The sequence below is a fragment of the Bradyrhizobium sp. USDA 4449 genome (genome assembly GCF_054056275.1).
Genome location: NZ_JBSRYD010000001.1, coordinates 3,237,447 through 3,264,001, shown reverse-complemented (window position 1 = coordinate 3,264,001; position 26,555 = coordinate 3,237,447). Strand labels below are relative to the sequence as shown.

General features: G+C 58.6%; 26 protein-coding genes and 1 pseudogene. 5 read left to right on the top strand and 22 right to left on the bottom strand.

Annotated elements, in window-relative coordinates; genetic code table 11:
* Positions 1 to 35 precede the first annotated feature (35 nt).
* From ACVIIW_RS15465 to ACVIIW_RS15445, 5 genes are read right to left on the bottom strand one after another with little or no spacing between them, the layout of a single operon-like run.
* Positions 36 to 731, bottom strand: coding sequence for an ABC transporter ATP-binding protein (locus ACVIIW_RS15465; protein ID WP_456701533.1), 696 nt, complete (start codon positions 729 to 731; stop codon positions 36 to 38).
* The gene (locus tag ACVIIW_RS15460) at positions 724 to 1,458 is read right to left on the bottom strand and encodes an ABC transporter ATP-binding protein (RefSeq protein WP_456701532.1); all 735 of its coding nucleotides are present in this window, start codon (positions 1,456 to 1,458) and stop codon (positions 724 to 726) included. The genes ACVIIW_RS15465 and ACVIIW_RS15460 overlap by 8 nt, the downstream gene beginning before the upstream one ends.
* Positions 1,445 to 2,515, bottom strand: coding sequence for a branched-chain amino acid ABC transporter permease (locus ACVIIW_RS15455; RefSeq protein WP_456701531.1), 1,071 nt, complete (start codon positions 2,513 to 2,515; stop codon positions 1,445 to 1,447). Before ACVIIW_RS15455 ends, ACVIIW_RS15460 begins: the two co-directional genes overlap by 14 nt.
* A complete protein-coding gene (locus ACVIIW_RS15450; RefSeq protein WP_456701530.1) occupies positions 2,515 to 3,735 on the bottom strand; it encodes a substrate-binding protein in 1,221 nt (406 codons plus the stop codon). Before ACVIIW_RS15450 ends, ACVIIW_RS15455 begins: the two co-directional genes overlap by 1 nt.
* Positions 3,732 to 4,595 carry a branched-chain amino acid ABC transporter permease gene (locus ACVIIW_RS15445; RefSeq protein WP_456701529.1) on the bottom strand — a complete coding sequence of 288 codons (864 nt, stop codon included), beginning with the start codon at positions 4,593 to 4,595 and terminating at the stop codon, positions 3,732 to 3,734. Before ACVIIW_RS15445 ends, ACVIIW_RS15450 begins: the two co-directional genes overlap by 4 nt.
* A 1,068-nt stretch (positions 4,596 to 5,663) precedes the next feature.
* On the opposite strand from ACVIIW_RS15445, the gene ACVIIW_RS15440 reads away from it, so the two are divergent.
* The 3 genes from ACVIIW_RS15440 (at position 5,664) to ACVIIW_RS15430 (ending at position 7,364) form a co-directional block, all read left to right on the top strand.
* On the top strand, positions 5,664 to 5,942 hold the full coding sequence (locus tag ACVIIW_RS15440; RefSeq protein ID WP_456701528.1) for a type II toxin-antitoxin system ParD family antitoxin: 279 nt from the start codon (positions 5,664 to 5,666) through the stop codon (positions 5,940 to 5,942).
* Positions 5,932 to 6,549: a type II toxin-antitoxin system RelE/ParE family toxin gene (locus tag ACVIIW_RS15435; protein ID WP_456701527.1), complete on the top strand. Its 618-nt coding sequence runs from the start codon at positions 5,932 to 5,934 to the stop codon at positions 6,547 to 6,549. Before ACVIIW_RS15440 ends, ACVIIW_RS15435 begins: the two co-directional genes overlap by 11 nt.
* A 368-nt stretch (positions 6,550 to 6,917) precedes the next feature.
* Positions 6,918 to 7,364, top strand: a complete 447-nt coding sequence (locus ACVIIW_RS15430) for a hypothetical protein (RefSeq protein ID WP_456701526.1) — start codon at positions 6,918 to 6,920, stop codon at positions 7,362 to 7,364.
* A 50-nt stretch (positions 7,365 to 7,414) separates the two neighbouring features.
* Here the strand turns inward: ACVIIW_RS15430 and ACVIIW_RS15425 are convergent, their stop codons facing one another.
* The 6 genes and pseudogenes from ACVIIW_RS15425 to ACVIIW_RS15400 form a co-directional block, all read right to left on the bottom strand.
* Positions 7,415 to 7,624 carry a hypothetical protein gene (locus ACVIIW_RS15425; RefSeq protein ID WP_456701525.1) on the bottom strand — a complete coding sequence of 70 codons (210 nt, stop codon included), beginning with the start codon at positions 7,622 to 7,624 and terminating at the stop codon, positions 7,415 to 7,417.
* 155 nt (positions 7,625 to 7,779) lie between these two features.
* Positions 7,780 to 8,766, bottom strand: coding sequence for a transposase (locus ACVIIW_RS15420; protein WP_456701524.1), 987 nt, complete (start codon positions 8,764 to 8,766; stop codon positions 7,780 to 7,782).
* Positions 8,688 to 9,461 (bottom strand): annotated as a pseudogene (locus ACVIIW_RS15415) (IS3 family transposase); the annotation flags it as partial. The pseudogene ACVIIW_RS15415 and the gene ACVIIW_RS15420, both read right to left, overlap by 79 nt.
* Before the next feature lie 208 nt (positions 9,462 to 9,669).
* Positions 9,670 to 11,445, bottom strand: a complete 1,776-nt coding sequence (locus tag ACVIIW_RS15410; protein ID WP_456701523.1) for an FAD-dependent oxidoreductase — start codon at positions 11,443 to 11,445, stop codon at positions 9,670 to 9,672.
* Positions 11,438 to 12,301 carry a phosphoenolpyruvate hydrolase family protein gene (locus ACVIIW_RS15405; RefSeq protein ID WP_456705162.1) on the bottom strand — a complete coding sequence of 288 codons (864 nt, stop codon included), beginning with the start codon at positions 12,299 to 12,301 and terminating at the stop codon, positions 11,438 to 11,440. The genes ACVIIW_RS15410 and ACVIIW_RS15405 overlap by 8 nt, the downstream gene beginning before the upstream one ends.
* On the bottom strand, positions 12,294 to 13,544 hold the full coding sequence (locus ACVIIW_RS15400; RefSeq protein WP_456701522.1) for a Tm-1-like ATP-binding domain-containing protein: 1,251 nt from the start codon (positions 13,542 to 13,544) through the stop codon (positions 12,294 to 12,296). Before ACVIIW_RS15400 ends, ACVIIW_RS15405 begins: the two co-directional genes overlap by 8 nt.
* A gap of 105 nt (positions 13,545 to 13,649) precedes the next feature.
* On the opposite strand from ACVIIW_RS15400, the gene ACVIIW_RS15395 reads away from it, so the two are divergent.
* Positions 13,650 to 14,099, top strand: coding sequence for a hypothetical protein (locus ACVIIW_RS15395; protein ID WP_456701521.1), 450 nt, complete (start codon positions 13,650 to 13,652; stop codon positions 14,097 to 14,099).
* Positions 14,100 to 14,424: 325 nt separating this feature from the next.
* Here the strand turns inward: ACVIIW_RS15395 and ACVIIW_RS15390 are convergent, their stop codons facing one another.
* From ACVIIW_RS15390 to ACVIIW_RS15380, 3 genes are read right to left on the bottom strand one after another with little or no spacing between them, the layout of a single operon-like run.
* Positions 14,425 to 15,075, bottom strand: a complete 651-nt coding sequence (locus tag ACVIIW_RS15390; RefSeq protein WP_456701520.1) for a hypothetical protein — start codon at positions 15,073 to 15,075, stop codon at positions 14,425 to 14,427.
* Positions 15,047 to 15,472 (bottom strand): DNA-processing protein DprA, encoded by a 426-nt coding sequence (locus ACVIIW_RS15385; RefSeq protein WP_456701519.1) that lies wholly within the window; start codon positions 15,470 to 15,472, stop codon positions 15,047 to 15,049. The genes ACVIIW_RS15390 and ACVIIW_RS15385 overlap by 29 nt, the downstream gene beginning before the upstream one ends.
* Positions 15,462 to 15,968, bottom strand: a complete 507-nt coding sequence (locus tag ACVIIW_RS15380; RefSeq protein WP_456701518.1) for a DNA-processing protein DprA — start codon at positions 15,966 to 15,968, stop codon at positions 15,462 to 15,464. Before ACVIIW_RS15380 ends, ACVIIW_RS15385 begins: the two co-directional genes overlap by 11 nt.
* Before the next feature lie 1,310 nt (positions 15,969 to 17,278).
* Between ACVIIW_RS15380 and ACVIIW_RS15375 the strand changes: the two genes are divergently transcribed.
* Positions 17,279 to 17,815, top strand: a complete 537-nt coding sequence (locus ACVIIW_RS15375; RefSeq protein ID WP_456701517.1) for a hypothetical protein — start codon at positions 17,279 to 17,281, stop codon at positions 17,813 to 17,815.
* A 3-nt stretch (positions 17,816 to 17,818) separates the two neighbouring features.
* Here the strand turns inward: ACVIIW_RS15375 and ACVIIW_RS15370 are convergent, their stop codons facing one another.
* The 8 genes from ACVIIW_RS15370 to ACVIIW_RS15335 all read right to left on the bottom strand — a co-directional run bounded on the left by ACVIIW_RS15370 (position 17,819) and on the right by ACVIIW_RS15335 (position 26,553).
* On the bottom strand, positions 17,819 to 19,573 hold the full coding sequence (locus ACVIIW_RS15370) for a phosphoenolpyruvate hydrolase family protein (RefSeq protein ID WP_456701516.1): 1,755 nt from the start codon (positions 19,571 to 19,573) through the stop codon (positions 17,819 to 17,821).
* Positions 19,574 to 19,630: 57 nt separating this feature from the next.
* A complete protein-coding gene (locus tag ACVIIW_RS15365) occupies positions 19,631 to 20,743 on the bottom strand; it encodes an ABC transporter ATP-binding protein (RefSeq protein ID WP_456701515.1) in 1,113 nt (370 codons plus the stop codon).
* Entirely contained in the window at positions 20,743 to 21,570 is an 828-nt protein-coding gene (locus tag ACVIIW_RS15360) for an HAD-IIA family hydrolase (RefSeq protein WP_456701514.1), read from the bottom strand. Before ACVIIW_RS15360 ends, ACVIIW_RS15365 begins: the two co-directional genes overlap by 1 nt.
* Positions 21,563 to 22,333: an SDR family NAD(P)-dependent oxidoreductase gene (locus ACVIIW_RS15355; RefSeq protein WP_456701513.1), complete on the bottom strand. Its 771-nt coding sequence runs from the start codon at positions 22,331 to 22,333 to the stop codon at positions 21,563 to 21,565. Before ACVIIW_RS15355 ends, ACVIIW_RS15360 begins: the two co-directional genes overlap by 8 nt.
* Positions 22,330 to 23,253, bottom strand: coding sequence for a ribokinase (locus tag ACVIIW_RS15350; protein ID WP_456705161.1), 924 nt, complete (start codon positions 23,251 to 23,253; stop codon positions 22,330 to 22,332). The genes ACVIIW_RS15355 and ACVIIW_RS15350 overlap by 4 nt, the downstream gene beginning before the upstream one ends.
* A gap of 14 nt (positions 23,254 to 23,267) precedes the next feature.
* The gene (locus ACVIIW_RS15345; RefSeq protein ID WP_456701512.1) at positions 23,268 to 24,128 is read right to left on the bottom strand and encodes a carbohydrate ABC transporter permease; all 861 of its coding nucleotides are present in this window, start codon (positions 24,126 to 24,128) and stop codon (positions 23,268 to 23,270) included.
* An 11-nt stretch (positions 24,129 to 24,139) separates the two neighbouring features.
* A complete protein-coding gene (locus ACVIIW_RS15340) occupies positions 24,140 to 25,102 on the bottom strand; it encodes a carbohydrate ABC transporter permease (RefSeq protein WP_456701511.1) in 963 nt (320 codons plus the stop codon).
* Positions 25,103 to 25,167: 65 nt separating this feature from the next.
* Positions 25,168 to 26,553 (bottom strand): ABC transporter substrate-binding protein, encoded by a 1,386-nt coding sequence (locus tag ACVIIW_RS15335; protein WP_456701510.1) that lies wholly within the window; start codon positions 26,551 to 26,553, stop codon positions 25,168 to 25,170.
* Positions 26,554 to 26,555: the final 2 nt, after the last annotated feature.

Sequence of the window (26,555 nt, the reverse complement as noted above, 5' to 3'; positions counted from 1 at the left end):
CTTTGGCTATGAGATGGCCGCCGCCGCGGACGCCTCTAGGGCGCTAGATATGTCAACAGGCGCGGGTCGTTGCGCAGCTCTTGCGATGGGCCTGACAGCGCGACACGGCCGCGATCCAGCACATAGGCGTGTTCCGCGACGCGCATTGCCAGATCGAGATGTTGCTCGACGATGATGATGGCGATCTCTGCGGCTAGCTCGACCAAGCGCTCACAGATTTCCTCGATGACGCCGATCCAGACACCTTCGGTCGGCTCATCCAACAGGAGGAGCTTAGGCTTTCCGAGCATCGCTCGACCGATTGCGAGCATCTTGCGTTCACCACCGGAGAGCGTTCCGGCCGGCTGGTCCAGGCGTTCGCCGAGTTTTGGAAACATGCTCATTACCCGGTCGACAGCCGATCCATCGGGGTACAAAAGCGATCCGACGGCGAGATTGTCGCGCACGGACAGGCGCGCGAACACTGAATGCTCTTGCGGCACATATCCAATACCGGCCCGCACGCGCTGTTCGGTCCGGCGGCGACCGATGTCTTGGCCGTTGAATTGAAGGCCGCCCTTCCATGCCGCTAGTTCGCCCACGATCGCTTTCATGAGCGTGCTCTTTCCGGCGCCGTTGCGGCCGAGGACGGCTACACCGCCGCGCGGCGGGACGGCCATATTGACGCCGAACAAAACCTGGCTGCGTCCATACCCGGCGTCGAGATTCTTGATATTGAGGAATTCAGGCACGGCGCAGATAAATCTCCTGGACGCTTCTGTTGGCCTGGATCTCGGCAACCGTTCCTGACGCCAGCACCTTGCCCTGATCGAGCACGGTCAGACGGTCACAGATATCACGGATGAAATCCAGGTCGTGCTCCACGATGACAAGCGAGCAATGCTGTTTGATCGGCAGCAGCAATTCGCCAGTGACGCGGCGCTCTTCCAGGCTCATGCCTCCGGTGGGCTCGTCAAGCAGCAGCAGGCGCGGTCTGCATGCGAGCGCCATCGCGATCTCCAGCCATTGCTGCTGCCCGTGAGAAAGGGTCGCCGCAGCATCGTAGGCGCGATCGGCCAGGCGGAACTGGAGGAGCATCGTCATGACCTGCTCGTGCAGTTGTCCTCGAGTGCGCGAGAATGCCAGGTCCAGGAGTGAGGACCGGGCCTGCAGGGCGAGCAGAATGTTGTCGTAGAGCGTCAGGGTCGGCAGCACGGCGGTGATCTGAAATTTAAGGCTCATACCGGCTCGCGCACGCTCTGGCGGCGTAAGCGAGGTGACGTCCGTATTGATGAACTTGACCCTGCCCTGTGTCGGCATTAGCGCTCCTGCAAGACACTTCATCAGCGTGCTCTTGCCCGATCCATTCGGCCCGATCAGGCCATGAAACTCGCCCTCGCCGACCGTGAGCGCCGCGCCGTCCAGCGCGGTCAGCTTGCCAAACACCTTGGAAATGCCGGCGGCTTCAAGAAGCGGCATTGCGCCTCCCCCTGAGGCTCGGGCCGAAATATCCGACACGTTCCCGCTCGCCGAGCACGAGGCTGATCAAGCCGAGAGGCCGGAACAGAATGACGAGTAACAGCAGAACGCCTAGGATGATCGGCCAGATATCGCGATAATTGTCGGAGAGCCAAAAGCTGAGACCCTCGACAATCGCGGTGCCCATCACGGCACCGATCAATGTCCCGGAGCCGCCGAATAAGACGTAGAGCACGACCTGGGTCGACATCACGACGCCCAGCATGTTGGTCCAGACAAATCCCTCGTGGAACGCATAAAGGCTGCCCGCGGTACCTGCAATCGCGCCGCTGATTGCGAAGATGATCGCCTTCAAATGCTGCGCTTTGTACCCGAAGAAGGCGATGCGCTGCTCGTTCTCTCGCAGGCCCGCCAGCGCGAGCCCAAACTGCGACCGCACCAGAAATCGCGACAGAAGGTAGATCAGAGCAAGAATGACGAGCACCAAGTAGTAAAAGCCAAGCCCCTCGTTCAGCTCGTGCGAGCCGATCGTCATCGGTTGAATCGAAGGGATACCGTTCTGACCGCCAAGATATTGAGACCCTCGCGCCAACCGATCAGCCGCATAAGCTCCGGTCATGGTGCCCAGCGAAACGAAGACCACACTGGAGGGGTGACGACCCAAAAGAAGGAAACCCGCCAGCAAGAGTGCCGCTACAAAACCTACAAGAGTTCCGACGGGAAGAACCGCAAAAATCGAACCAACCCCGAAATCGCGCGAAAGCAGCGCCACAGCGTAGCCGGCCATGCCAAAGAACAACGACTGACCTAAGCTCAAGATCCCCGCATAGCCCCACACCAGGTCGAACGACAAGGCGAAGAGGCACAGAATAAGCACCCGTGTCGCATAGACCGTGATGTAATCCCGCAGGAACAGGGGTGCGATGGAAGCGGCAATCAACAACGCTAGCTCGAGACTCGGAAGCCGTCGCCCGGTGAAGGCGGATGCCTTGACGGGCGAACGAGCCGCTTCAACGACGCTTGGCGTGGGCTGTATGCCAGTGTCGGTGGATGACATCAGCATTCCTTCGGATCGACCAAGCCGGCGCTACGCGCAACGATCTCGTATTGGCCACCCTTTGCCACCCCAATGTACATGTTCATTTTGCAGTGGCGCTTGCCGGGCGCCATCTCCGCAGGCCCGCCCGGCCCTTCCGCAATCTTGGCGTGGTCAAGGGCGGCGGCGACCGCGTCGCGCTCAATCGTCCCGGCTTCCTTCACCGCAGCCTCCCACAGTTTCAGCCCGCGGTAGGTGCCCGTAGCGGCGCTACCTGCCGAGAACCGGAATTTGGCAGGGAACTGCCTGTCGTAGGCCGACTGAATCCTGGCGCTCACTGGATCGTCCGCCGCGAGCACCTTGTAATAGTCGAGGCTGCTCGCAAGTCCTTCAATCTCGTGGGCCTGGTTCATTTCCAGGAAGTTTTCGTCGTAGTAGACGCAGCCCAGCCGCCCGCCATTTTTTGAGAAGCCAGCTTGATAGAGCTGTTTAAAGAACGGGCTAACGCCGGGCGGGACAATGGCGTTGAAAACCACGTCGACTTTGTTGGATATGACGCGGCTAACCGTGGAGGAAAAGTCGATCTGATCGAGCGGGTAGTATTCTTCAAAGACAACTTCGCCGCCGCTGCTCTCGATCACCTTGCGCGCATAGGCGTTGATAGTTTGTGGCCAAACATAATTGGAGCCAGGCAGCGCGAAGCGCTTGCCACCATTTTTGATCAACCAGGGAATGAATTGGTCGCAATTTTGAGCCGGTACCGGCCCGGTGCAAAACAGGTAGGGCGTGCACTCTTTGCCTTCGTAACCTTCCGGATAGATATAGAGGGTCTTGCCGCGAGAGATGATGACATCCTTGATCGCATTGCGCATCGAGCTCGAAATACCGCCAATTACCAGGTCGACCTTATCTCGCTGAATCAGCTTACGCACATTGCCCACGGCAACGGATTCGTCGGAGGCAGTATCCTCAATCAACAGTTCGATCGGGCGTCCCAACAAGCCGCCGGAGTCATTGATTTCCTTGACCAGCATGCGAGCCACGTTGGCGTCGGTATTGCCGGCGAAGCCGAGCGAGCCGGTAAGATCGGTAGCAATGCCGAGCCTGATTGGGCCTTCCACAGCATTTGCCCAGTCTGGGCGGATCACCCAGCTACCCGGACCGACCGCGATGGCCGCGGATGCGAGGGCGACATTGCCGAGAAAGCGACGGCGGCTCAGTTGTCGGTTGGCCTTGATCATCGGTTGACCCCTCTTCCTGAAATGAGGCCTTGCGGCCGGAACTTGACAAAAATGATAGCGAGCACGAACACCAGAACGTCGGCGATCATCGGGGACATCAGCCAAGGCAGCCAGGCACTGAACGTGCCGATGAGGCTGGCGCCAGCAACCGGCCCCGCGAAAGACCCGACGCCGCCGACCATCACGGCAACAAAACCCTGGATGAGAAAGCGAATGCCAAGATCGGCGAACAGTGAAAAGACCGGCACGATCAGCGCGCCGGCAAGGCCCGCGAGCGCCGCGCCAAATGCAAATGTGACGCTGTAGATCATGCCAGTGGAGATGCCCGAGGCACGCGCCAGGGACGGGTTCTCCAGCGAGGCACGAACCCGCAGGCCGAACGAGGTGTAGGCGAGCAATGCATGGCTCACGGCCATCACGAGCAAAGTGATGATGACAATGACGCCGCGCCAGGTCGCAAAGTGCAGACTACCGATCGTGATAGAACCGCTGATTGGCTCCGGCACCGAGAGATAGAGTCCGCCGGTCAGCCCGCGCACGGCTTCGCGAATGATCAACCCAAGTGCATAGGTGCCAAGCATGGCCACGATTGGAGCGGTATAGAACCGTCGCACCACGAGTTTTTCCAACACGAACCCAAGCGCGCCGACCGCGACGGGCGCGGCGAGCATGCCGAGCGGGACCGGCAAACCAACGCTGTGCACGAGATAAGTGACGTAGGCGCCGAGCAGCACGAACTCGCCCTGGGCAAAGTTGAAGATACCCATCATGCTGGCAATGATCCCGAGACCGAGCACAACCAGCACCACGATGGCGCCAAAACTCAGGATCTCGAATGACGCGATAAGGAGCGTATCCATTGCCGCTGCGTCACATTCCCTGAGATTGCGAGCACAGCCTCTTCACGTCCACTGCTGCAATGCGTGAACTACTCGTTGGAATGCGAAGGGCTGCTGTCACAAGAGCGCTCCTGGAAGGTCATCCCGGCAATGGGAGTTGCAGGCGATGGTGGGCTTCGCGAGCGGCCCGCCTCCTCTTCATTCACGACATGCAGCGGGAGATTGCCTAGAGAAAGGTAGGAAAGATCTGAGTAATGTTGGGTAATGTTCGCTGGGCGGATGAAATTGCGCCCGCGCTCATGACCGCTCTCCGGTGACGGCCCACGTTCTCGCCAGCCCAATTTCGATGCGGTCGAAGGCGATGGGAGAGCTATCCGTATCTCTGACTGGGTCCCGTACGGGCGGAATCGCGTGCCGCGCCAACGATACCGAACCATCGAAGCAAACCAGACGAGAAGATGCACCAGATGACGATGGCCGCTTATGGTTCATCCGCACCAAAACGACGAGGTCATTTCGTCCAACGTAGCGCGCCAAAGAGGCCGCAAACATATCCTAGGACATTTCAAGCAACTCGCCGGACGCGGGCGGCTGGTTATAGCGCTATTCTCAGCCGCCTGATGACAACCGCTGGTGGATTGCTTGAGCGACCAATCCACATCCCTTCCCAGGCGCCTTGATGCACCTTAGCCTTCGCTCGCGTGGACACCTGCTAGCCGCATCGATCCAGATCCAAGCCGCTCCTTCCAACCGCCACTGCGGCTACCGCGCGGTCCAGCAATTCCTCTATGAATGGCAACAATGGCGACATGGCACCAAGCCTGGAACATTCTGGGGCCATATCGACTTCGATTTAACCGATGAGACAATCGTCCGGGCGATCGAGTGCGATTCACGCCGAGAATCTCACCACGCCGGCAAAGCTCCTCGTTCCAGTGGGTCTTACAATCCGGAAGGACAGCGTTTTCGCACTGGCTGAACGCACAATCGCGGATCTTTCCTGAACGAGAGTCGCCATCGGCCAGGATATCAGTACCCCTCGCCAGGGATATCATTGAATATTACTTTATGAGGAAAGAGGAACCTGGCATGGCAACCAGCTACAGCATCGGAAAGCACGACGAGACCTTCGTCAACGACCTTGTCGATAGCGGCCGCTACAGCACAGCCAGTGAGGCTATGCGTGATGGCCTGCGCCTGATCGAAGAACGCGAGGAGCGTCGCAAGGCGAAGCTTGAGGCCTTGCGCGCTCCCGTTCAGGAAAGGCTGGACAGCGGCCCGGCCGATCCGTTCGAGCCCGGCGAACTCGTCGAGCGGGTCAAGGCCCGAGGACGTGAACGGCTGAAAGCCAGCAAGCGTGGCGGGTAATCTGGCCAGGCGTCCTCGGGTTGAAACCTACCTTGAGGAAATCTGGCTTTTCGTCGCATCAGACAACATCACGGCGGCGGATCGTCCCATCGACCGGATCTGCAACACCTTTCAGATGCTCGCCGAGAATCCGCAGGCTGGCCGCCAACGTCCTGAACTGGGTAGGAGCATCCGCAGCTTCGCGGTTGGCAATTACGGAAGCATTCCCGAATGGCGCCGAAATCGTCCGGGTACTGCATGGTGCCCGCGACAATGCACCGGCCGATCTCGATTAAGCTGTGATTTTCAGCGGGTAACCTTCCAATTCAGTTCAATCATCGATCAATCAACCTTTCGGTCCGTCCGGGAGAAGGAGAACCCCCATGTCTATTTTTCGCAGGGCCGCGAGTCCACTCTGCCCCGCGAACTCGCCGACGCTATCGCCAATCATGACCGGATCAAGCAGGAGCTTGGCACAGCAGAGGCAACCCTTCTCAGACAACAGGCCGAGGCAGGCTATAGCGCGACAATCTGGGTGGGAAGCACTGTCACCCTCATTGCCGCGCGGCAGCAGGCGCCGCGTGCAGGAAGCCATCTCGCGCGCTGCGAAGTCCAAAGATTAGTTTGAGCCACTTTCGAGGTACAGCCAGTCTGCGTCGCCGGACCGTATTAGGGACGAACTCGGCAGCCCATTCCTCCTCCTGCTGCTCGCCCTGCGGCCGTAGCAGACTGAGCAATGATCAAAATGGTCGCGGATGGTGCGCTGACGCCGACAGCGAACTTTCGGTATTATGGCGCAAACGCCACAAGAATTTTGAAGGGGACTGCCTAGCTGTCCGGCGCAGCCGCTAGGCAGTAACGACAAAGTAATGGAGGCGCTGGCCACCAACAGCGCCCAGACGACTGAAGCCCAAGACATCCAGTTGTCTCTTACCATAGTCGGAGCATCCGGCGGCTCGCCTCTGAGCCTTTGACCTAGATCAACCGGACACGACCATGGCCCGCCATAGACCTACGCAGAACCTGTACACTCGCCCCGCTATCTTCACCCTTGAGTGGCTTCATGCCGAACTAGGCGGGGCCATCCTTGAGAACCGGCAGAAGTACGATGAGATGAGCGAGCAGATGCGACAAGTGGAAGCCGTCATCAAGATGCTGGACCCGAACTACAACCTCGCTGGCATCGCCGTGAAGCGGCGGAAGCCGAACAAGTGGTTCAAGCGGAGCACATTGTATAGGAAGGCCGTGGACGTGCTCCGGACGGCACCGGAACCCATAACGGCGCAAGAGCTAGCCGCCGCCATTCTCGCCGCTCCTGGCGTGCAGGACGCCTCCAAGGAGGACGTGCAGAACGTCGCGTTGGGGATACAGCACAGCCTTGCCAACCACGACGGCCAGGGGGGGAGAAGGTTGGCGAGGCTAGACCGGCCCGCTGGCGACTGAAAGAAGCCGCGAGCAACGTTTAAGCGCGCGCCTCTTCAATGACTACCCCCTCAAGCGGAGGCGGTCAATAAATCGCGCACATAACGCTTTGTGCCGCGCGGATTGTCTTGGTGAAGACCCTCTCCGATTAGCTTTTTATCGGATTCTGACATAGCCGATATTGCAGCCTCGATGCTCTTTGTCACCGCTTCTAATTCTTGGTGGTCCAGAGGTGCCTTGGAGGCGCGACTAACCATCGCGGCCAATACTGCGTCGGACATAATTTTATTATGGAGGTAGCGCTCCGCGCGCTTCTTGGCCCTAAGACTTTTAAGCCCTCAAAAAAAGTTTTGGCAGACGCTGCCCCGGCCGCCAAAGAAACTGCGACCGACATAAGCGATAGAAGATTTTCTGAGTCGATCATGTCATTGACCCGCTATGGAAATGGCCTGTCCAAAACTACATGCCAACGGAATCTCTCAGAGGTATGCAGAAACGCAACTGCTGCGAGTAAAGTTCCAGAGTAGTGATGAACCATTTGCTCCGCAAGGCCACCCGATACGGCGTCCAAGAGTAACGCTATTACAAATAATAATGAGTAAATTACTTGGGCAATTCTGTGTCCAGCAGTAAAAATAAAGGTCGCCGAAAGTATTGACGCAGTTATCATAATGTTTCCTAGGTCAATCTGACCCTTCTTGAGTAATTCAACAAGCAGAGGAAGACAGGGAAGCGCTAGGCACGCAAGTACACTCATCAGCCAAGTACCGACCTTGTCGGATGATCCATAGCAAATTATAAATAGGTTTTTGCAAAACCCGACTATTCTATTGAATACTTGCTTCATTACCTTTGTCGCATTCGCAATTGAAACGGGTTGCCGCTGCCAGTAGCCAGTGAAGTCCACCGACTTGCCCCGCTTCAAAGCCAGCACCGCGACCCGTTGCGTCTGGTAGCCGTTGGAGACTCTGCGGTTGTCCTCGCGCCATGAGGACTCCTGAGCATACCGCAGCAGGTACGGGCCAGCGACATGGTGATGAATGCCTTTTTCGGCGCGACGAAGGCGGGAGAAGTATTCTGCGGCCCAATTGGTGCAGGCGCCGTCAAAGCTGTACGCCTCCTGATGGTTGATGCGCTTCACCTCGAAACGCTCATGAAGATGGTCCCAAGCTGAGGCTTCGTCGGCGTGAACCGTCGTACCCTTGGCAATGCGGGACCGGATGAATGAGGCGGCTTGGCTTTCCGAGTTGAAGACGGCCGGGACGGAGTTGCCGTCGCGCTCGCGAACGATCACAACAACCTTGCGCTTGCCGTTCTGGTTACGAGTAAAGCGGCGGTCAAGGCGCGTCGCTCGACGATTGCCGTGAGTTCGCGGGCCACGCGCCGCCCCGAGATCGACGTGTCCGGAATAGCGCCCAGGCATTCCTTGGTGACGTCGTCAACGATGTTGAGGATGCGGAAGCGTCTGCCATTGGCAAACTGGTCGTGGACGAAGTCCAACGACCAGCGGGCATTTGGCTTGGCCTCGACTAGGATCGGGGCCCGGCTCCCCACGGCCTTGCGGCGAGCCCGCCGCTTGCGGACGGTGAGCCTTTCTCGCGATAAAGCCGGTAGATCCGGTTGAGCCCCGATGGCTCGCCCTCCCGCCGCAGCAGGACGAACAGGCGGCGATAGCCGAAACGCCGCCGCTCGTTGGCGAGATCGCGCAACCGGCCCCGCAGAACTGCGTCCTGCGGCTGGAGCGATAGCGGATCATCTCCCGATCCGCACCCACGATCGAGCAGGCCCGCCGTTCCGACAGGCTCATGACGGCCTGCAGATGCGCTACCGCAGCGCGCTTGGCGGCGGGCCCTACCATTTTTTTGAAAGGAGCTCACGGAGTGCGGCTGCATCGAGCATCTGTTCGGCCAGAAGCTTCTTCAGCTTTCCGTTCTCCTCCTCCAGGCCCTCAACCGCTTCGTTTCGGAAACGTCCATGCCGCCGAATTTGGCCTTCCAATTGTAGATCGTCGCCTCGGAGATCCCGTGCTTGCGAGCCAGATCGGCCGTCTTCGCCCCCGGCCTCATGCTCCTTCAGCACCGCAATAATTTGCTCTTCCGTGAACCGTGCTCGCTTCATCTGTCCGTCCTTCTTCAGGGCGGACTCTAGCTCCTTCTGGAGGAAATACTCAGTGGCCGGTCATTATGATTTTAGAGCACGATGTGCCTGAAAGCGATTACCTCAATCTTCCTATAGTCCGAATGTGTCTTTGCATTAATCGCGCGTCGCACGCCCTTGCCTTGCCGGAAGTCAGTCGTCGCAGGGCGAACAGGAGAGAACATTCGGCTTACGCTTGCGATGCCGCCGCGGGCTGTCCCTGTCGCGCCGACCGTACGACGCTGTCGACCGCGCGGTAGGCAAACACAATGGCCGGGCCGATCGTAATGCCCGCCCCAGGATAAATTCCGCGCATCGGCGAGGTCATGTCGTTGCCGCAGGCATAGAGACCTGCGATCGGCGCCCCATTTTCATTCAGGACCTGTCCCTCTGCATCGGTCGAAAGGCCGGTGGCTGTTCCAAGCGTTGCCGGGACAATTGGGAGCGCGATGAATGGGCCGTTTTTGATAGGCCCAAGGTTCGGGTTTTTCTTTCCGGCCGCCGGATCTCCTAGGGTACGGTTGAAAGCTGATTCACCGCGGTTGAAGAGCGGATCGCGTCCTTCAGCCGCGTGGGCATTGTGTTCTTCAACAGTCTTTTGGAGCTGGTTAGGATCGAGTCCCAATTCGCCCGCAAGCTCCGTAATCGTCCGGCCGATCTCGATGTACCCCAAACGGGCATACTTCTTGATGCTCAATGTCCATGGCCAGGGCAGCAGGTGCCCCATCCCCCTGCGGCGGACGAACTCCTTGTCGCAAATAAAATAGAACCGTTTGTCCGCCGGATAACCGTTGTTGAACATGGCAAGGCAGATATCATGATACGAATTGGATTCATTGACGAAGCGTTTGGCATTTGGTCCGACGGCGATGACACCCGGACGGCCACGATCGAGCCAGCCGTACGGCACAACTTGCGAGGAGCGACCGTTCCTGAGTATTGACACCGGCGTCCAGAAGCCACTCGATGCAACGTCGTTATCGATTGCAGCCCCGAGCTTGCCTGCGAGCGCAAGGCCATCACCCGTGACATCGCTGTGCGCCAGCGTATCATTGTGCTGGTGAGCTCCACTCAGCCGAGCGCGCAATTGACCGTTCCGCGCAAAGCCACCGGTTGCCAAGACCACTCCGTGCGAGGCGCGGACGCGAAGATTCGCGCCATCACGCTTCAGGATTGCGCCAGTAACTCTCCCGCCATCCCTGGTCAGTTCTATCGCCGGGCAGCGCGGCCAGATTTCAACGCCATATCTGCGCAGGCTGACCAATAGCCGCGCGATCAGCGCATTCCCACCACTAAGTTCAGTGCCCCTCCTGTAGCGCAGCCGATCGCCTGCGTAGCGGCTGACCCGGCGCAGCACGTGCTTGAGCGAGGCAGCCGACTGGAACGGATTGAGGAAGTTTCTGACCTCGCCGGATGAAATCATCATGCCGCCGAGCACCACGCGGATCGGATCACCGATCAAATCGAAATCCTTGCCGAGAAGCCGCCCGTCGTAAGGTGCAGGACTCAGCGCCCGACCCTTGTCGACCCCGCCGATCTGGTTCGAATGATAATCGGGAGCGGAGGCCAGGGTGAACTTGACTTCACTTCCATTTTCCAAGCTGGCGAGCGCTGTTGGTCCGTCTTCAAGATAGGCGTCGACGTGCTCGGGGCGATAATAATTGCCGAGTTCGTGTTGCAGATAGGTCTTCGCCTTCGCGATCGAATCATGAATTTTCGCCGCCCGAGCCTGCATTGAGCATGGAACCCAGATCATGCCGTTCGAGAGGGCGGTCGTCCCACCGAGCTTGGCGGACTTTTCGCAGACCGTGACGCGAAGTCCTGCCTTTGCTGCGTAGAGCGCTGCGGACAGTCCGGCCGCGCCGCTGCCGATCACGAGCACGTCCGTCTCCCAATCGTGAGATGGTTTGCTCGCTTTGGAGGACGGAGCTGTATTGGGCTGGAATTTGGTGATCGGGCTATTCATTGGTGTCTCGGTGCGGATTCTGCTGAGGATGTTGATGCTTTCGCGGGAGCGGAACGGCTTTGAATTTTTCGGCCGCAGCCTTCACTGCCCGCTCGATCGGGATCCGTTCGATGGAGGAGGCGCCAACGAAGCCGACACATCCGGTCGATCGGTAGACTTCCGAGGTATCCTGGGGCTCAGCGATTGCCCCGCCATGGCAAAGAAGGATCACGTCCGGGCGGACCGCTTGAGCCGCAGCATTGATCTCGTTGATGCGCCTGATGGCCTCTTCGATCGATTGTCCCTCCTCATGCCCCACAAGCCCGCCGCGCGTTGCGCCGACATGTGGGACGATGCAGTCGGCTCCCGCGGTTGCCATCGCTTTGGCATCGTGCGGGCTCGCGACATAGGCGAGCGAGAAGATGTTCTTCTCGCGGGCCGCCGCGATCATCTCAACCTCGCGCTCAAAGCCGAGCCCGATGCGGCCTCGCCGCTCGCGCCACTTCTCGCCCATCGTTGAAATGGTTGGGTAGTTGATCACGCCGGAGAAGCCGGCAGCCCAGAACTTGTCCAGAAGATCATCGAGGTCGAGTCGGAGAGGGTCCCAAGCCTCGATCCCGCCGATGACAGGAACAGAGGAGACAACGTTGCGGATCTCGGCCGCGAGCTCCAGGGTGCGCGCATTGGAATCGCCGATCCGGCTCGTCGGCAATCCCATCAACCGTGACAGCCCGGTGCTGTAGACCACAAGCATGTCGGCTCCGCCGAGAGATGCGCATTTTGCGACGAGCCCGCAACTGCTTGCCGCAGCAAGAACTGCCTTTCCGGCAGCAACTTGAGCTGTGATCTTTGCGAGTATTTCGGCCCGATCAAACATCCGCACGGCATGCCCCTCCTGCCGTCAATCGTTCAACGATCCACGAAGACGCCGCTTCCGCAAATTCCGGATCGTTGATGTGACAATTCAACTCGCGGGCGACGATCGAGGGCGGTAGGTTTTGCCTGACTGCGTCGAACCAGGCTTTATCGGCTTCAGGATTTCGGAAGATGCCACCCTCCTGGTCATAGTCAGACACCCCCTTGGCCGGCCACAACACGACGGTGGGCGCTTTTGCTTGCGCGAGGCGCTCTGCTGTAAGCCTGCCTATGCGCTCGTTCTCCTCAGCGTTCGTGCGCATGAGCGTCGTGAAGGGCGTATGGAAATAGAATTGGCGGCCCTTGAACTCGGCAGGCACGCTCGAGGGAGGGCCGAAATTCACCATGTCGACGGCCCCCGGGGCGACGAGTTGCGGAATCATCCGGAGAGAAGCAGCCTTTAGCCGGTCTGGACCTGCACTGGCAGTGCCGCCGACCAGCTCGTCAGCAAGCTCGGTCGTGGTCAGATCGAGCACCGCATCGAACTCACCGGCGGATACGAGCTGCTCCATCTTACGTCCCCCGGCGCCATTGGCCGGAAAGACGATCGCGTCGACCCCTGCCTCTCCGAGCCGCGCTACGCAGCGATTTGCCGCCGGCGTCGTGACCCCAAAGGCCGTGATTGCAACGGTCTTTCTCTCCCGCCGACCTTGAGCGGGCACATAATGCATCGCTGCCACTGCCCGCCCTGCATTCTCGAGAGCACGTTCGGTGAACGCGTTAATTCCGAAAAGGTCGACCAAGGTTGGATAGAGGATAATGTCATTGTGGAGGGCTAATTCGGCCAGGAGGGCCGGCCTGGCGCTACTCACCAGCAGTTTCGGAAATCCATATGGCAGATCCGATACAAGTTCACCAAAGACTGCGCTGCCTTTGCCGCCTGCCACTCCAACGATCGCGTCAATCGCACTTGTTCGCAGCAGCTCATTGACCTCCTCACGCGCGCTTTGAGCTATCGCCCGCAAGAGCTCGGCGGGTGCAGCGACCCGCGCATCGCTACCGCCGGGCTTGCTTCTGGCCCTTCCGTTTGATGTGCCTACATCGATCGTAAGAGTCTTGCGGCCGCAATGTTCGATGACGCGCGCGAGATAAGAGGTTTCGCGGCCCTTTGTGTCCAGGGTTGCGACGATCGCGACCTTGCCGGCACGATCGGACGGATGACCATCCCGGATCGACGTCTGGTCGTCCGCGCGATGGTTAGACACGATCTTCCTCCTAGACCTTTCAGGACATTCGGAGGTCTAGATCGAAGTGAAATGGCTCATAAGCCCGGATCCGAGCGCGACTGGGTAAAGTTGGGTAGGCGCGCAATGCGGCAGCCCCAGAACATCAAGAGTCCGTTCCGGGCCTATGCAGGGCCTGGCTTAACCAGTAGGGGCAATCCAGTCTGCGCGGACCTCCTGCGCACCACCAGCATTCAGAACGTGGTCGGCACCTCCAAGCGACGGGTCGAACATCAACGATCTCACCGAGCACAGGCGCGGAACAACGCGCAGATCCTGCTCCGCGAGATGAGCCAGCACCGCCTAAAGGCGATCCTCGGTCAGGGCGCAGTTTGGGCGTCGCGTGTCCCGCGCACAACATCTCCAGCCGCGCAGGAGGTGGCGAACGTCCTCCACATCGCCGCGGAGTTCCTCAATCAGGTGCTGCTGGAGATCGGGGCCGGCTGGATGGGTCATCAAAACGTCAAAGCTCTGCTGCGCCGCCTCAATCGGCTATCTGACCGAGGGCCACGTCGATGCTGTTTCTCATCGCCATGAACGGCGCGGCCTAACACCGTTCGCACCGAGCGCCGGCATGGGCTCCGGAGCCGGAGATGCTGCCCGAAGCGTTTACGGGACCTTGGCCTCGAAGGCCTGGCCGAGCCCGCTGCGAGCGGCTACTACCAAACGACCTGTCGCCGCTGGCGATGCCTCAGGTGCAGTTCATGAACGATCTTGCCGAAGCCGCCGCCACTTGCCATCCCGCCATGACAGGTGCTGCGCAGGCGCGCGATGAACGGCGACTTCGATGCGACCGCCGAGGAGAACGACGAATGGGCCGCAGGTCCCGAACAGGCCGCGTTTGCGCGAGCGTGGAGGGAAGTTAAGCCAGCAAATCGTCCAGCGACACTTCACCAAACGGGTTCGAGAATATCCTGCGGGCGATAAAAAAGCCCGTGATCCTGCTGCTCGGAAACCGCTTCGAAAGTACATTCTTGGCGGCGCGGAAGTGCGCGCCAGCGGTGAGGATGTCGTCTACGACGCCTATGTATTTGGGATCTGCCGCGCAGCAGAGCGCTTCGTCGATCCGATAGTTCGCCTCGATCTCTTCCGGCTTGAGTCTGTTTCCATCGTGAACGGCCTTCGTTGATCGGATTTGAACGATCAACTCTCGAACATCGACGGTCGCCTCAGATCTAATTGCTTTGCAAACCTGCGTCATGCGGTCATCGTGCATTGGATCGGACTTGATCTTCGAGGGTGGGATAGGTACCAGAACAGCTTCTGCCAGCCATTTGGGGTTAATGGCCGGGCCGAGAGCGGCCGCGCAGCTCGCGATGGCTATTGCTTTCCAGGTGTATCCCCCTGCACCTTTCTTCTTTTTCAGATTCAGAATGAGCGAATTGGTCTCGCTGTGGGCGTAACCCATTCCAGCCGTATACTCGTAGAGGAAAAGGCACTCATCACCTTCGGTGATGTAGTAGTGATCAGCCCTATTCTTGTCTTCAATTTTTTGGAAGCGGACTGCTGACACTTAGGGCGTCCCAAACGTCTTCCATGCTCTTGATGCGAATGGCGCCGCGGGCCTCAAAAGCCGCGGGCCACGTAATGTCCTTCCGCTGGAAGCATGAGTCGAGGATGAACAACTTGCGCCTCTGATGAAGCGCAGCCCTGGCTTGGGTAAGAGTTCCACTCGTCTCACCCGCCTCGACAATGATAGTCGCCTCTGTCATCGCGCTCATTGTGATGTTGCGCTCAGGAAAGAATAGCCGGTTGTGGGGGACCGCCTGGCTCGCATATCGAAGCACCGGCACTTGCGATATCAAAAGGAAATCCGTTGCTATTCGCTTCTGAAGGTCTGTGTTCTCCTTGGGGTAATAAACGCCAAGTGGCGTACCTATGACCGCAATCGTTCTTCCTTTAGCATCCAAAGCCGCGGTGTGGGCAGCCGTATCGATGCCCGTACGCCAATCCAGAGACGACCGTGAAGTCCTGAGCAACTAGCTCCCGCGCGATTTTCTTTGCGCGCGCGATACCATCATCGCTTGGCTTTCGGCTACCAACCACGGCTACAGAGCGTGTCTCCGATAGCTCCCAAGTTCCCTGAAAGTATAGGAGCTCGACCGGATGCTTCGCATCGCGCAGCCGCATTGGGTAATTACCAGCGTGATGAATTCGGACGCCGAACCGCGTAACTCCTGCCTTCGACAGTTTTGTCATTACTTCTCTAGCGCGGGTTTCCGCTATGCTAGGAGGCACAAAGTCGGATGGCATCGCTGTCGGATCGGCAGCAAAACGATCAGCTATGGTCTTGAAAGTCGCCCCTTGCTGAAGCCACAGCTCCTCGTACGCGCCCATCTCGCGCGACGGTGAAATGGGTGCGATGGCTGGACCATCATCGTTTCTGGCGAGAAGAGCGGCGTTCATTGGGTTTCCATGATCATCTTTGCCCTTCGATTCTGGAATAGCAAAGGCAGGGTGTGGACTACTTTCAATCGGGCCGTTCGCATCCGGGCGCAAAGATGCCTAAAGCATCGTTTTCGCTCTGCGGCCGATTAAAGCAGAGCCATAGCCGTGGCTTTAGGGCAACTTCCAATTTTTGCAGACCGGGAACCACGAGAATGTCAGTAATGCGGAGGTCGTAAAAGCAGCGTCGCACCCCAGATAAGTACAAAATAAGAACAACACGTCAACGCCTTGATTGTGGTAGCGGCGACGGTTGAAGGGGACTTAATCCAGTACCCGAGCATAGGGCGCGTGTCCCGGTTCTCCACCTTGCGCCAGTGCCGCACCGTCGGGCTCGATCGGGCCTCTCGCCGCGCTTCGACACGATGCTCTCCAGCCTGAATTTGCAGCCCCCTTGCGTAACAGTTGGCCCGATCTCGCGATCTCGAACGGGCCAGGAAGATCCTCTCGGGTAGCGGCCCAGCGCCGGTCGGAGTCACCTTGCGCATCTCGAGCGGCAGCTTGCGTATGTTTTTCGCCGTCAGCCCAAATGTCCGAAGGCCTAGAGCTGGAGCTCGTAATTCGAGCTGAATGCAGCCGCCGAAGTCGGAGCAGCCGTCGGGAGTGATCTTCGCGAACTGCGCTTGACGATGCGCGCGAGAGCCAAACCAATCGGCAGAAGCGAGACCGCGTAGCGCTCACGGTCGGATACGGCCCTCGGCGTCCAGGTGATCACGCCACGCCGTGTCCGCCCCCGAAGCAGCCATGTCGATGCCATCCCATATTGTGATCGACCGGACAATGCGGCTCGTCACGTCCTCGCTTTCCTCATCTCAGCCGAGGCGCGCTCCGAGACAAAAAGATGCCGCTGCCGGCGTTTTCCAGCAGCGGCTCTAGTCAGGGAGGAGCAGACGAGCCGGTCTGCTAGCGGATTCGTATGGCGCTGATGGCTCGCAAGCATTTCTGACAATACGTTTCACGAGCCCTTTGATGACGCTCGCAGCTCGAGCAGCATATGCAAGTAGACGTGGACGCGAAGAGGTCACTCAAAGCAAACCGCAGGTAAGACTGATGATGACGCCGTTCGCCTTTCTCGCTTCCTGCCGGCCCGGCTCCGGCGTCGAAGATAGATATTACCTTGCTCCCCATGATCAACAGTGATGGTCTAGACCTGGAGGGAGCCGCGTGTAAGATCGCCGGAAGGTTGAACTGGGTAGGATTGGGTAGAAACCATGAGAGCCAAGGTCGTAGGCCGCCTTGCCGCAAGTCTTACCTCATCTCGCGATGATCAGATGACGATCTATGCGCCGTCGCTGCGAGCCCTTCCACAGAACGCCACGCTCGTCATGGCCACGCTTCCCGTTATCGATTGGAACGACTGTCTCCTGCGAGACCTGCAAGCGAGCCCCATACTCCCCGCTTTCTGCTACACGGCGATGGTCATGATCGATCCGTTTGCGTGCTGGGAAGATCTTGGGGATTTATTGGAAGATGCAAAGGTGACCGGAGTAACGAATTTTCCGCCGGCCGCCATGATTGAACGGACACCGGCCGGAGTGCCGCTCGATAGCGGTCAGGAACTCGAGCTTCGGCGCATGGAGTGGTTTGCAAGCCGCGGGTTCAAAGTCCTATTTGTTGCGTCGGACGAGGCAAAGATGAAAGCAGCAGAGCAACGGCTAGGTGCGCAGGTCGATGCGTTCGTCTATTTGAGCCCCGACGATTTTGCTCTCTCGATTGGATCGGACATTGCGCTCGTAAGCATCGGCTTTCATGGATCATCGTCGATACCGAAGTTCTGCCTGGCCAAGCAGCCGCTCCGAACGGCATGAGGCTTATTCGAGGATCCGCAGCTTCTTAATTTTGTTGTAGAGGGTTTTGCGTGAAAGCCCGAGAGAGCGAGCAGTCCTGCCGCGGTGAAGCCGGTTTCTCTTCAGGCCCTCGATAATCCAGTCCCGCTCGGACAGCGAGGCCGCCGGCCGTGGCCCTGATGGTCCCTGCAAAAGGGGCTTTACCACCTCACCGGTAATGTGACTTGATGGCAGGGTCACAAGCTGATTCACGATCTGCCGCAACTCGCGCAAATTGCCTGGCCAATCGTGACCGGCGAGCGCCAGGAATGCAGAGTTTTCTATCGTGAGCGTCTGGGCGCTGGAATCTCCCTTGGCTTCGACCGTAAAATGTTGAACGAGTTGCGGCAGATCTTCAAGCCTATCGGGAAGCGAAGGTAGCTGGACATCCAGCCCGGTAAAGAGCGCAAGAAGCCGCGGGGACAGAACGCTTTCAAGACCAGCGCCTCGGGCCACCGTCGCGGTCGCAATGATCCGCGCACGGGAACGCATGACAGTTAGCCCGTTCAGAGGGGTAAACCCACCTGTCTCCATATAATCGGCGAGACGTTCCTGACCTTCACGCGAAAGCTGGTCAACATGCAGCAGCAAGACAGCGCCGTCGCTCGATGTCTCCAGGAGCGACAATTGACGTCTGCCGCTCTCAAGGCGCTCGGCGCCGAACAACGGGCCGAGTGTATCCATCGCCGGACCGGGTCGGCAATGAAACAGCGCCGCCTTGGCGTGCCTGCGGTCGCTAAACGCGTGAACCAGGCTTGCTATTCGACGCTTGCCGGAGCCTACCTCTCCCCAGATGAGAACTGGACGGGGGGTGACCGCAACGCGTTTGGTCGTTTCCAGGATGCGCTTCATTGCCGAGGACTGCGCAATGACGCCGTGCCTGAAGCCGCTCAACTGTAGCTGTCGTTCGAGCAGATCCACCTTCTCGCGCAACAGGTGGATAGTTTTGAAACCGGACGTCACCTCGAGGACCGACATCTCCAGAGGCACGCGGTCCAGCGAAGAGCCTCCGATAAACCCCTGGATTCCGGTCTCACGGCAGATGTCCAGGAGCTCGTCCGGCTTTGTGATCGGGCCGCCGCCCAGCAGGCAGATGGTGCTCTTGTTGACCGATTGAGCAACACGCGCAACGGCACTGGTACGCGCTGCAAGTTCAGCCAGGCTGATCGACGGATCGGATTCGCTTTCAACCCCGCGGTTAAGATTGAAGTTGATGCAAATGGCCTCGGCGCCTGCTTCGACCATTCGGCGGGCTTCGGATTGACTACGCGTATACCCGATCGTCATCACGCCGCGTTTTGCGGCCTTCACAAGGAGCTCGATCTCCCGGGAATATCCAAGGCCGGACTTCTCAAGCAATGACCTGCGGTGATCGTCGATGTGTATGACCGAAGGGAAGTTGGTTACACCTGCAAATCCCCATTTGATGATCCGGTCGAGCCATCGATCCAGATCAAGCTCGGGGTCGAATGTACAGACGCCGAAGAAAACCGGCAGTTTTGTGTTCGGCAGGATCTCGGTCCGCCCGAACCCCGCTACGAACTCGTTGCTATTGCGGATTGGAAGAATGGAGGCGGGCGATGCCCCGCCCATGGCGCGAAAACGGCCAGCATTGAGTGCGAGCACGAAATCGGCGCCCGCCCGCTCCGCGGCCCTGGCCGTCATGCCCGATCCGATCCCCGCACCAAGGACAAACGAACGGGAATTGCGGAAGAACTGCCTGATGCCGGCTCCCTTCACCTTCAGCTGTCCGCGTGTCGATCCTGAGCCGGCATCATCGCACGGCTGGCGTCAAGACTAGCTCCAAGTTGCAGGCGCTTGCAACCGCCGCACCGATTTTCCATTGCTCATGAACAAATGGCAATCGGCAGGAGCGGCTGTGAGAGTGAGCTTTGCCGCGTCCTTGCGCGAGCCGGATTTTGGCGCCCTGGCGACGACCGTTTCGTCCCCAGCCGAACCGTAGATGTACGTGACGCTACCGAAATGCTCAACGAAATCCACGTCGAGTGCAATGGAGATCTCCTGCAGCCCGGGCGTCGTCGAGGAAAAATCATCCGGGCGAATTCCAACGGTAACCGGCTTACCAATGAGTCCTTGGTCCGGCTGGACCGGAACGGATATCGTAGAACCGGCCTCCAGTCGGATGTCCAGGCCATGTTGGTGAGCGGCCTCGACCTTGCCGCCCAGGAAGTTCATCTTTGGCGAGCCGATGAAGCCTGCCACAAAGCGCGAGGCCGGATTGTGATATAGATCGTGGGGGCTGCCGACCTGTTCGATGTTGCCGTCCTTGAGGACGACGATCTTGTCGGCCATGGTCATCGCTTCTACCTGGTCATGCGTCACATAGATCATGGTATTTCCGAGCTGCTTGTGGAGCTTGGCGATCTGAACTCGCATTTGTACGCGCAGCTCGGTGTCCAGGTTGGACAGAGGCTCATCAAACAGGAATACTTTTGGTTCTCGCATGATGGCGCGCCCGATTGCGACGCGCTGGCGTTGCCCGCCCGAAAGTTGTCGAGGCTTGCGATCCAATAGATGGTCGATCTGCAATAGCGACGCCGTTTTGGCTATCTTCGTGGCGATCTCGGCTTTCGGGGCTTTCGCCATGCGCAGGGGAAAGGCCAGGTTCTCTTTCACCGTCATATGCGGATAGAGAGCGTAACTCTGAAAGACCATGCCGAGGTTGCGATCGGCCGCATCGATGTCATTGACGAGCTCGTTGTCGATGAGGAGCCGCCCACCGCTGATGGGCTCGAGCCCGCCGATCATACGCAGCAGCGTGGATTTGCCTGACCCGGACGGACCAACGAAGACGACAAATTCGCCGTGATCGATGGTCAGGTCGATATTGCGCAGGATCTCGATGGTTCCAAAGGACTTCCTGAGGCCCTCCAGGCGAACCTCTGCCATTATGCCCTCCTCTGTCTCGGTTGAGCCGCGCGAGCAGCACTGACCTGAATTTCGCGCAAGCTCGATACAATGAAGTCAGGGGCCATGAGGGACGGATCCTGACGGGTGGGCACGCCCGTTGTGACAAGCACCGTCGAAAGGCCCGCTCTCTTCCCGGCTTGAATATCCGTCGGAACTTGGTCTCCGATCATAATCGTTGACGCGCGGTTCGTCCCCAGGCGCGAGAGTGCGGTCTCGATCATCGGCACTTGCGGCTTTCCGACGATCAAAGGCTTCACTTGCGTAGCGGCAGTCACAGCTGCAATCGTCGCACCCGCCCCAGGCTCGAACCCGCTGCCTGTCGGCAGCAGTAGATCGGGATTAGTTCCGATGAACACAGCTCCATCGAGGATCGCCTCAACGGCAATTCGCATCTTCTCGTGCGTGATACCCCGGTCGAGCCCCATCACAACCGCTTCAGGCCTTTGCTCGGTGATCTCAAGCCCGACATCGCGCATGGCCGTGACAAGCGAGGGAGCGCCGATGACATAGATTCGCGTTAGGTCCGGATATCTCGTTCGAACGAGCTCCGCGGCGCTAATAGCGCTTGTAACGACCTGCGACGGCTCGATCGAAAGACCACATCCTCTCAGCCTGCGGACGACGTCCTCCGGAGTATGCGTTGAATTGTTCGTCGCAAAACAGAATGGCACCCCGGCTTTCCGCCACGCCGTAAATGCTTCTATGGCATCCGCGATTGCGGTGCTGCCACGATAGATGACGCCATCCAGATCGGAGATAATCCCTTCTATCGGCGGCCAGTTGATGTTGGAGCCGACGCTAACCATTCATCAGCATCCCGCCATTCACATGGACAATTTGCCCGGTCATATAGGAAGCTGCGGGGCTGGCCAGGAACACCGCAAGCCCTGCGATATCTTCCGGCTGTCCGACCCGACCCAGCGGAATTCGGCCACTATGGCGCGCTTCGGTTTCCTCCCGCGGACGACCATGCATGGGCGTATCAATAATCCCGGGGGCGATAGCGTTGACGTTGATCTTGAGCGGAGCACATTCATAAGCAAGCAGCTTTGTCACGTCGTGCACGATCGCTTTTGACAAGCAATAGTCGGCGCCGCCAGCCTGGTAGTTGAAAACAGCACCCTGAGATGACAATGAGGACCCGACATTGACGATGCGGCCGCCCTTGCTCCTCATGAAGCGCTCGATCGCTTGCTTGGCACAGCGAAGCACCGCGACGGAGTTTATCTGTATGGTTTTTTCGATCTTCTCGGCGTCGCCCGTGAGTAGGGGCTGAGCCGATTTTATTCCGGCGTTGTTGACCAGGACATCGAGCCTACCGAAGCGGTTGGCGATCTCATCAAGCACCCTGCCAACATCATCTTCTCGTGCCACGTCCATGCTCATCGGCAGGATACCATTGCCGTGCGGTAAGCGTGTCAGAATGTCCCGGAGGTTTTCCACATTTGCGTCGGTTGCCAGGACGTTCGCACCGCCTTGGCGGAAAGCATTGGCAATGGCTGAGCCAATGCCTCCCCCTGCACCGGTCACCAGCACGGTCCTGTGTTCAACTGAGAACTGCTCGGTCATTCCAACTCCAAGATCGATTGAGAATTCAGAAATTCGTCGACGGCCCAACTGCTGGGCATCGAGCTCTGGGCGCCGCGTCGCGTCACACATAGGGCGGCAACCGCGAGCGCCTTTTTGATCGCTTCTCGTATCGGCAACCGGTAAGCAAGTGAGGCTGCGAAAGCTCCATTGAAAGCATCGCCCGCCGCGGTCGTATCGACGACCTTCACAGGAAATGCCCGCAGCGCAAAAGTCGCACTGGCATCGGCGTAATAAGCTCCCTGCGCACCCAAGGTGATCAGCGCCGCTTTGGGCCCCAGATCGAGAAGCTTTCCCGCCGCATGGGCGGCGCTGTCGAAGTCATGCACCTCGACACCGGTGAGCTCGAAAGCTTCTGTCTGGTTTGGGGTGACGAAATCGACACTCCTCCACGCCGCCGACGACAGGCCCGTCCGCACTGGGGCGGGATTGAAAATGAGATCGAATCCCTTGGCGCTCTTCAATGCAAAGAGGTGATTGAGCGCGGCGACCGGCATGCCCATCTCCGCAACGACGATTGCGTCCCGCTCAATAAACTCGGCCGCCTTCTCGACCATGCTTGATGTGACGTTTGCATTTGCTCCCGGGTCTATGACAATCATGTTGGAGCCGTCGTCACCGACGAGGACGAGAGCAGAACCGGATATCTCCCCAGGGCTTACCTCAATGGCGTCGAGACGGACGCCGGCCTCACGCAGCGCTTGCAGCAACGATCGACCGGCATCGTCATCGCCAAGCCGGGTGTAGAAGCTCGGCCGAAGTCCCAATCGAGCGGCGGCCACCGCTTGATTGGCGCCCTTGCCTCCCGCATTCTGCTTTAAGCTTCCCATAAGGCTTTCACCAGGCGTTGGGAGCCGCTCGACGTTGAAGCAGAGGTCGAGATTGGTCGTTCCGAAGAACATCAATGGCCTGGGGCTCATTTCACGGCCCCAAAGGTAAGACCACGTTCGAGATGACGCTGGCCAAGGATGATCAGGATGACCGGCACGATCATGGTCACCACCAGACCCGCAGCCATGACTGGATAGAACTGAACGCCCGGATTAAGCAGCTTGAGCAGGGCGACGGTTACCGGTGCTTTCGTTGAACTGAGGATCACGCCGAGAGCGAAGTTGTGCCAGGCAAGCAAGAAAATAAGCAATGAAGCGCCTATCAGGCCCGGCTTTAGCAGCGGAAGAACGATGTGCCAGACAACACGGTATGGCTTTGCACCATCCATGGCGGCCGCCTCCTCTATGTCCTTTGGAATGTCCTCGATATATGAACGGCTCAGCCAGATGATCATTGGCAGCGTGACGACCTGATAAACCCAGATCATGCCAAAATAAGTGTCATAAAGGCCGACCCTCTGGAACACGCTGAACAGCGGTATGACGACAAGGAGCGCGGGGGCGAAGCGGAAGCCTAGAATGAAGAATGCGATGTCTTCCTTCATAGGGAGATCACGCCGCGCCAGGACGTAGCCTGCGGGCACCCCTGCGATCAGCGATACCAGCACCGCACCAAGCGAGATCACCAGGCTATTGGTGACCGGTGTCAGGAAATCAACTTTGATGGTGCCGTAGCTTGTTGCCCCCGCTTGGGCGGCATCGAATAAGACGCGGAAGTTTTCGAATGTTGGAGTGAAGACAAAGCGCGGCGGCCAGGTCGTGACTTCAGCCTGCTGCTTCAGCGACATCATGACTATCCAGACCAGCGGAAATGTCAGGACCAGCGTACAGGCAACAACCAACGCATTGAGGAACAAGCTTGCAGGCGTTGAGCGATGGAAACGCATCTTTGCCTCGCCTAGCTTACGCGCTGCCGGACGAGCAGCCACAATTTCACCATGGCCAAGGTCCCAACAAGCACGATCAACCAATTGACAACCATGAGCGCAGCACCACGGCCGAAGGCGAGATTTTGAAAGGCCGTAATGTAGGCACGGACCGAGAGCACAGAGGTACTGTCACCCGGGCCGCCCTGGGTTGTTCCGAAGATGATGTCGAACTGATTGAGCGACTCGATAAAACGAAAGACTGCGGCGATCAGAATATAGGGCGCGATGAGCGGAAGCTCGACATGGAGGAACGTCGCCCAACCCTTGGCGCCGTTGACCCGCGCGGCTTCTCTGATCTCCTCGTTGATGCCTTGCAAAGCGGCGAAGATGATTAACGTAAAAAATGGTGTGTAAGTCCAAATGTCGATCAGAACCAGCGAGAACATCGCCGTGCTGGCGTCCGAAGTCCATGTGAACCGGCCGATCCCAACAAGCGAGAGCAAATAGTTGAGGATCCCGTTTTGCGGATCCATCATGGTGGTCCACATCAAGGCGACGCTCATCGGCGGCAATACCAGCGGAAGGAGAATGACAGGCCGCATCAGTCGAGCAAGCAACACGCGGCTTACGAACAATTTGGCCAGCGCAAGCCCGAAGAACGCTTCCGCGAGCACCGCAGAACAGGCATACGCCATGGTCGCACGCACGCTGTTCCAGAAATCCTGGGTCTTGACTGCCGCTTCATAGTTGGTGAATCCAATGAAGCGAACGAGGGGGCGGCCAAACTTGAGATCAGTCAAGGATTGGAAGACGCCATAGGAAAACAGCAAAAGAAATCCGAGCAGTATGATGATCGCGGGAGCAATCGCAGCAAGGCTCCACCAGTCAAGAGCATGCTGCTCGGCGTTTTGCACCTGCTCGTTTTTGTGCGGTGCCAGTTGGCCTAGCGATGATTGTAGCGTCACGGTTGCGTCGATGCCTCGAAAGTTCATCGCTCACTTCTCGAAAGATATTCGCTCGTGGCGGGGCCGCAATCCGCCGATGCCGCCCCCGCGCCTTACATGGAGGAACGGATCTCGGAGGCGAGGTCGGTCAATGTCGACTTCACGTCCGCGCCATTGACCATTTTCTGCATGGCGACTGCCCAGGCGTTCATGGCCTCTGCAAAGCCCACGCGGGGTGTAAAGGCGAGCGCAGCCCTATCCTGCACGGTGTTGAACGTGTCGACGAAATTTGTGAATTCCGGTTTAGCCGCATAGTCGAGCCAAACCTTGTCTCTCCAGGTCGAAGCACGCGGCGAGTTGACGAGCTTGCCTGCGATTGCACCGTTTAGGTCGACCTGCTTTGACGTCGCCCACTGAATGAACAGCCAGGCCGCTCCCTTTTTCTGGGAAGCAGCATTCATGGCGAGCGACCAGATCCAGATGTTCGATTCGAAAGTCTTGCCGCTCGGAGCGCGCAGCGGGGGAGCGAAGGCGATCTTGCCCGAGGCGGGCTTGCCGGCAACATCGTTCCAGAACCCGAACATGTTGGAATCGATCGCCATCGCTGTCCGACCCGAATTGATGCCATCGACCACCTGGTACCAATTGTCATTGGCAAAGGATGGGGCAGCACACTTCTTGATCATCTCCACGTAGTCCTTGTGGAAGGCGATCGACTCAGGCGAATCGAGACCGGTTTCTAACTTGCCGTCCTTCACGACGAAGTCGTGCACTCCGTACGACTTGGCGATCGAGATCGCGGCCGTGTGGATGCTGCTCCAAAAGCGCACTCCCCGCACGCCCAGGGGCGTGATGCTAGGATCGGCAGATTTCAGCTTTTCGCATGCCGCCGACATTTCCGGCGGGGTCGTCGGAACTTTGATACCGTGTTTCTCCAGAATGTCCTTACGGTAGAACAATTGGATGTTTTCGAACCCGTGCGGGATGGCCCATACTTGGCCCCCGCCCGCTTCGATCTGCCCGCCATTGACTTGCCAGGTCAGCGCCTCACGCAATGCGGGGAAGAAGTCCTTGTAGTCATAAGTTTCCGATGTGAGCTTAGGGTGGTTCAGATAGCGGTCGAGCGGCTCAAGCAGTTGACCGGGCGCGAGATCCCAAGCCGGCTGAATGCCAGTGCCGACGACGTCCCACGAGGGGGATTTCGTGCTCAGCTGGATCGTCAGCTTATTCCAATAGGCGTCGTCCGGATAAAGCTCGGGCGTCACCTTGATACCCGTCAACTTCTCGAACTCAGGCAGCTGTGCGGCAACGGCGTCAGCATACGGATGGATGTCGTAAGCCCACACGATCGAAGCGCCCTCGAACTGTCGCCAGTTGATCTCATCCGCTTTGGCCTGGCCGAAAGATGCGGCCGCACCGGCAAATAGAGTTGAGCAAATCAGAGCGGCTTTGACAAAGTGAGAAGAATGGCCGCGCGATGCGGTTAGCGTCCTTGGCATCA

Excerpts from the sequence above, each read along its gene's own strand:
- ACVIIW_RS15460 (WP_456701532.1), bottom strand. The coding sequence starts at position 1,458 with ATGCCGCTTCTTGAAGCCGCCGGCATTTCCAAGGTGTTTGGCAAGCTG.
- ACVIIW_RS15455 (WP_456701531.1), bottom strand. The coding sequence starts at position 2,515 with ATGTCATCCACCGACACTGGCATACAGCCCACGCCAAGCGTCGTTGAA.
- ACVIIW_RS15450 (WP_456701530.1), bottom strand. The coding sequence starts at position 3,735 with ATGATCAAGGCCAACCGACAACTGAGCCGCCGTCGCTTTCTCGGCAAT.
- ACVIIW_RS15445 (WP_456701529.1), bottom strand. The coding sequence starts at position 4,595 with ATGGATACGCTCCTTATCGCGTCATTCGAGATCCTGAGTTTTGGCGCC.
- ACVIIW_RS15440 (WP_456701528.1), top strand. The coding sequence starts at position 5,664 with ATGGCAACCAGCTACAGCATCGGAAAGCACGACGAGACCTTCGTCAAC.
- ACVIIW_RS15430 (WP_456701526.1), top strand. The coding sequence starts at position 6,918 with ATGGCCCGCCATAGACCTACGCAGAACCTGTACACTCGCCCCGCTATC.
- ACVIIW_RS15425 (WP_456701525.1), bottom strand. The coding sequence starts at position 7,624 with ATGTCCGACGCAGTATTGGCCGCGATGGTTAGTCGCGCCTCCAAGGCA.
- ACVIIW_RS15420 (WP_456701524.1), bottom strand. The coding sequence starts at position 8,766 with ATGCCTGGGCGCTATTCCGGACACGTCGATCTCGGGGCGGCGCGTGGC.
- ACVIIW_RS15410 (WP_456701523.1), bottom strand. The coding sequence starts at position 11,445 with ATGAATAGCCCGATCACCAAATTCCAGCCCAATACAGCTCCGTCCTCC.
- ACVIIW_RS15405 (WP_456705162.1), bottom strand. The coding sequence starts at position 12,301 with ATGTTTGATCGGGCCGAAATACTCGCAAAGATCACAGCTCAAGTTGCT.
- ACVIIW_RS15395 (WP_456701521.1), top strand. The coding sequence starts at position 13,650 with ATGCGGCAGCCCCAGAACATCAAGAGTCCGTTCCGGGCCTATGCAGGG.
- ACVIIW_RS15380 (WP_456701518.1), bottom strand. The coding sequence starts at position 15,968 with ATGAACGCCGCTCTTCTCGCCAGAAACGATGATGGTCCAGCCATCGCA.
- ACVIIW_RS15375 (WP_456701517.1), top strand. The coding sequence starts at position 17,279 with ATGACGATCTATGCGCCGTCGCTGCGAGCCCTTCCACAGAACGCCACG.
- ACVIIW_RS15365 (WP_456701515.1), bottom strand. The coding sequence starts at position 20,743 with ATGGCAGAGGTTCGCCTGGAGGGCCTCAGGAAGTCCTTTGGAACCATC.
- ACVIIW_RS15360 (WP_456701514.1), bottom strand. The coding sequence starts at position 21,570 with ATGGTTAGCGTCGGCTCCAACATCAACTGGCCGCCGATAGAAGGGATT.
- ACVIIW_RS15355 (WP_456701513.1), bottom strand. The coding sequence starts at position 22,333 with ATGACCGAGCAGTTCTCAGTTGAACACAGGACCGTGCTGGTGACCGGT.
- ACVIIW_RS15350 (WP_456705161.1), bottom strand. The coding sequence starts at position 23,253 with ATGTTCTTCGGAACGACCAATCTCGACCTCTGCTTCAACGTCGAGCGG.
- ACVIIW_RS15345 (WP_456701512.1), bottom strand. The coding sequence starts at position 24,128 with ATGCGTTTCCATCGCTCAACGCCTGCAAGCTTGTTCCTCAATGCGTTG.
- ACVIIW_RS15340 (WP_456701511.1), bottom strand. The coding sequence starts at position 25,102 with ATGAACTTTCGAGGCATCGACGCAACCGTGACGCTACAATCATCGCTA.
- ACVIIW_RS15335 (WP_456701510.1), bottom strand. The coding sequence starts at position 26,553 with ATGCCAAGGACGCTAACCGCATCGCGCGGCCATTCTTCTCACTTTGTC.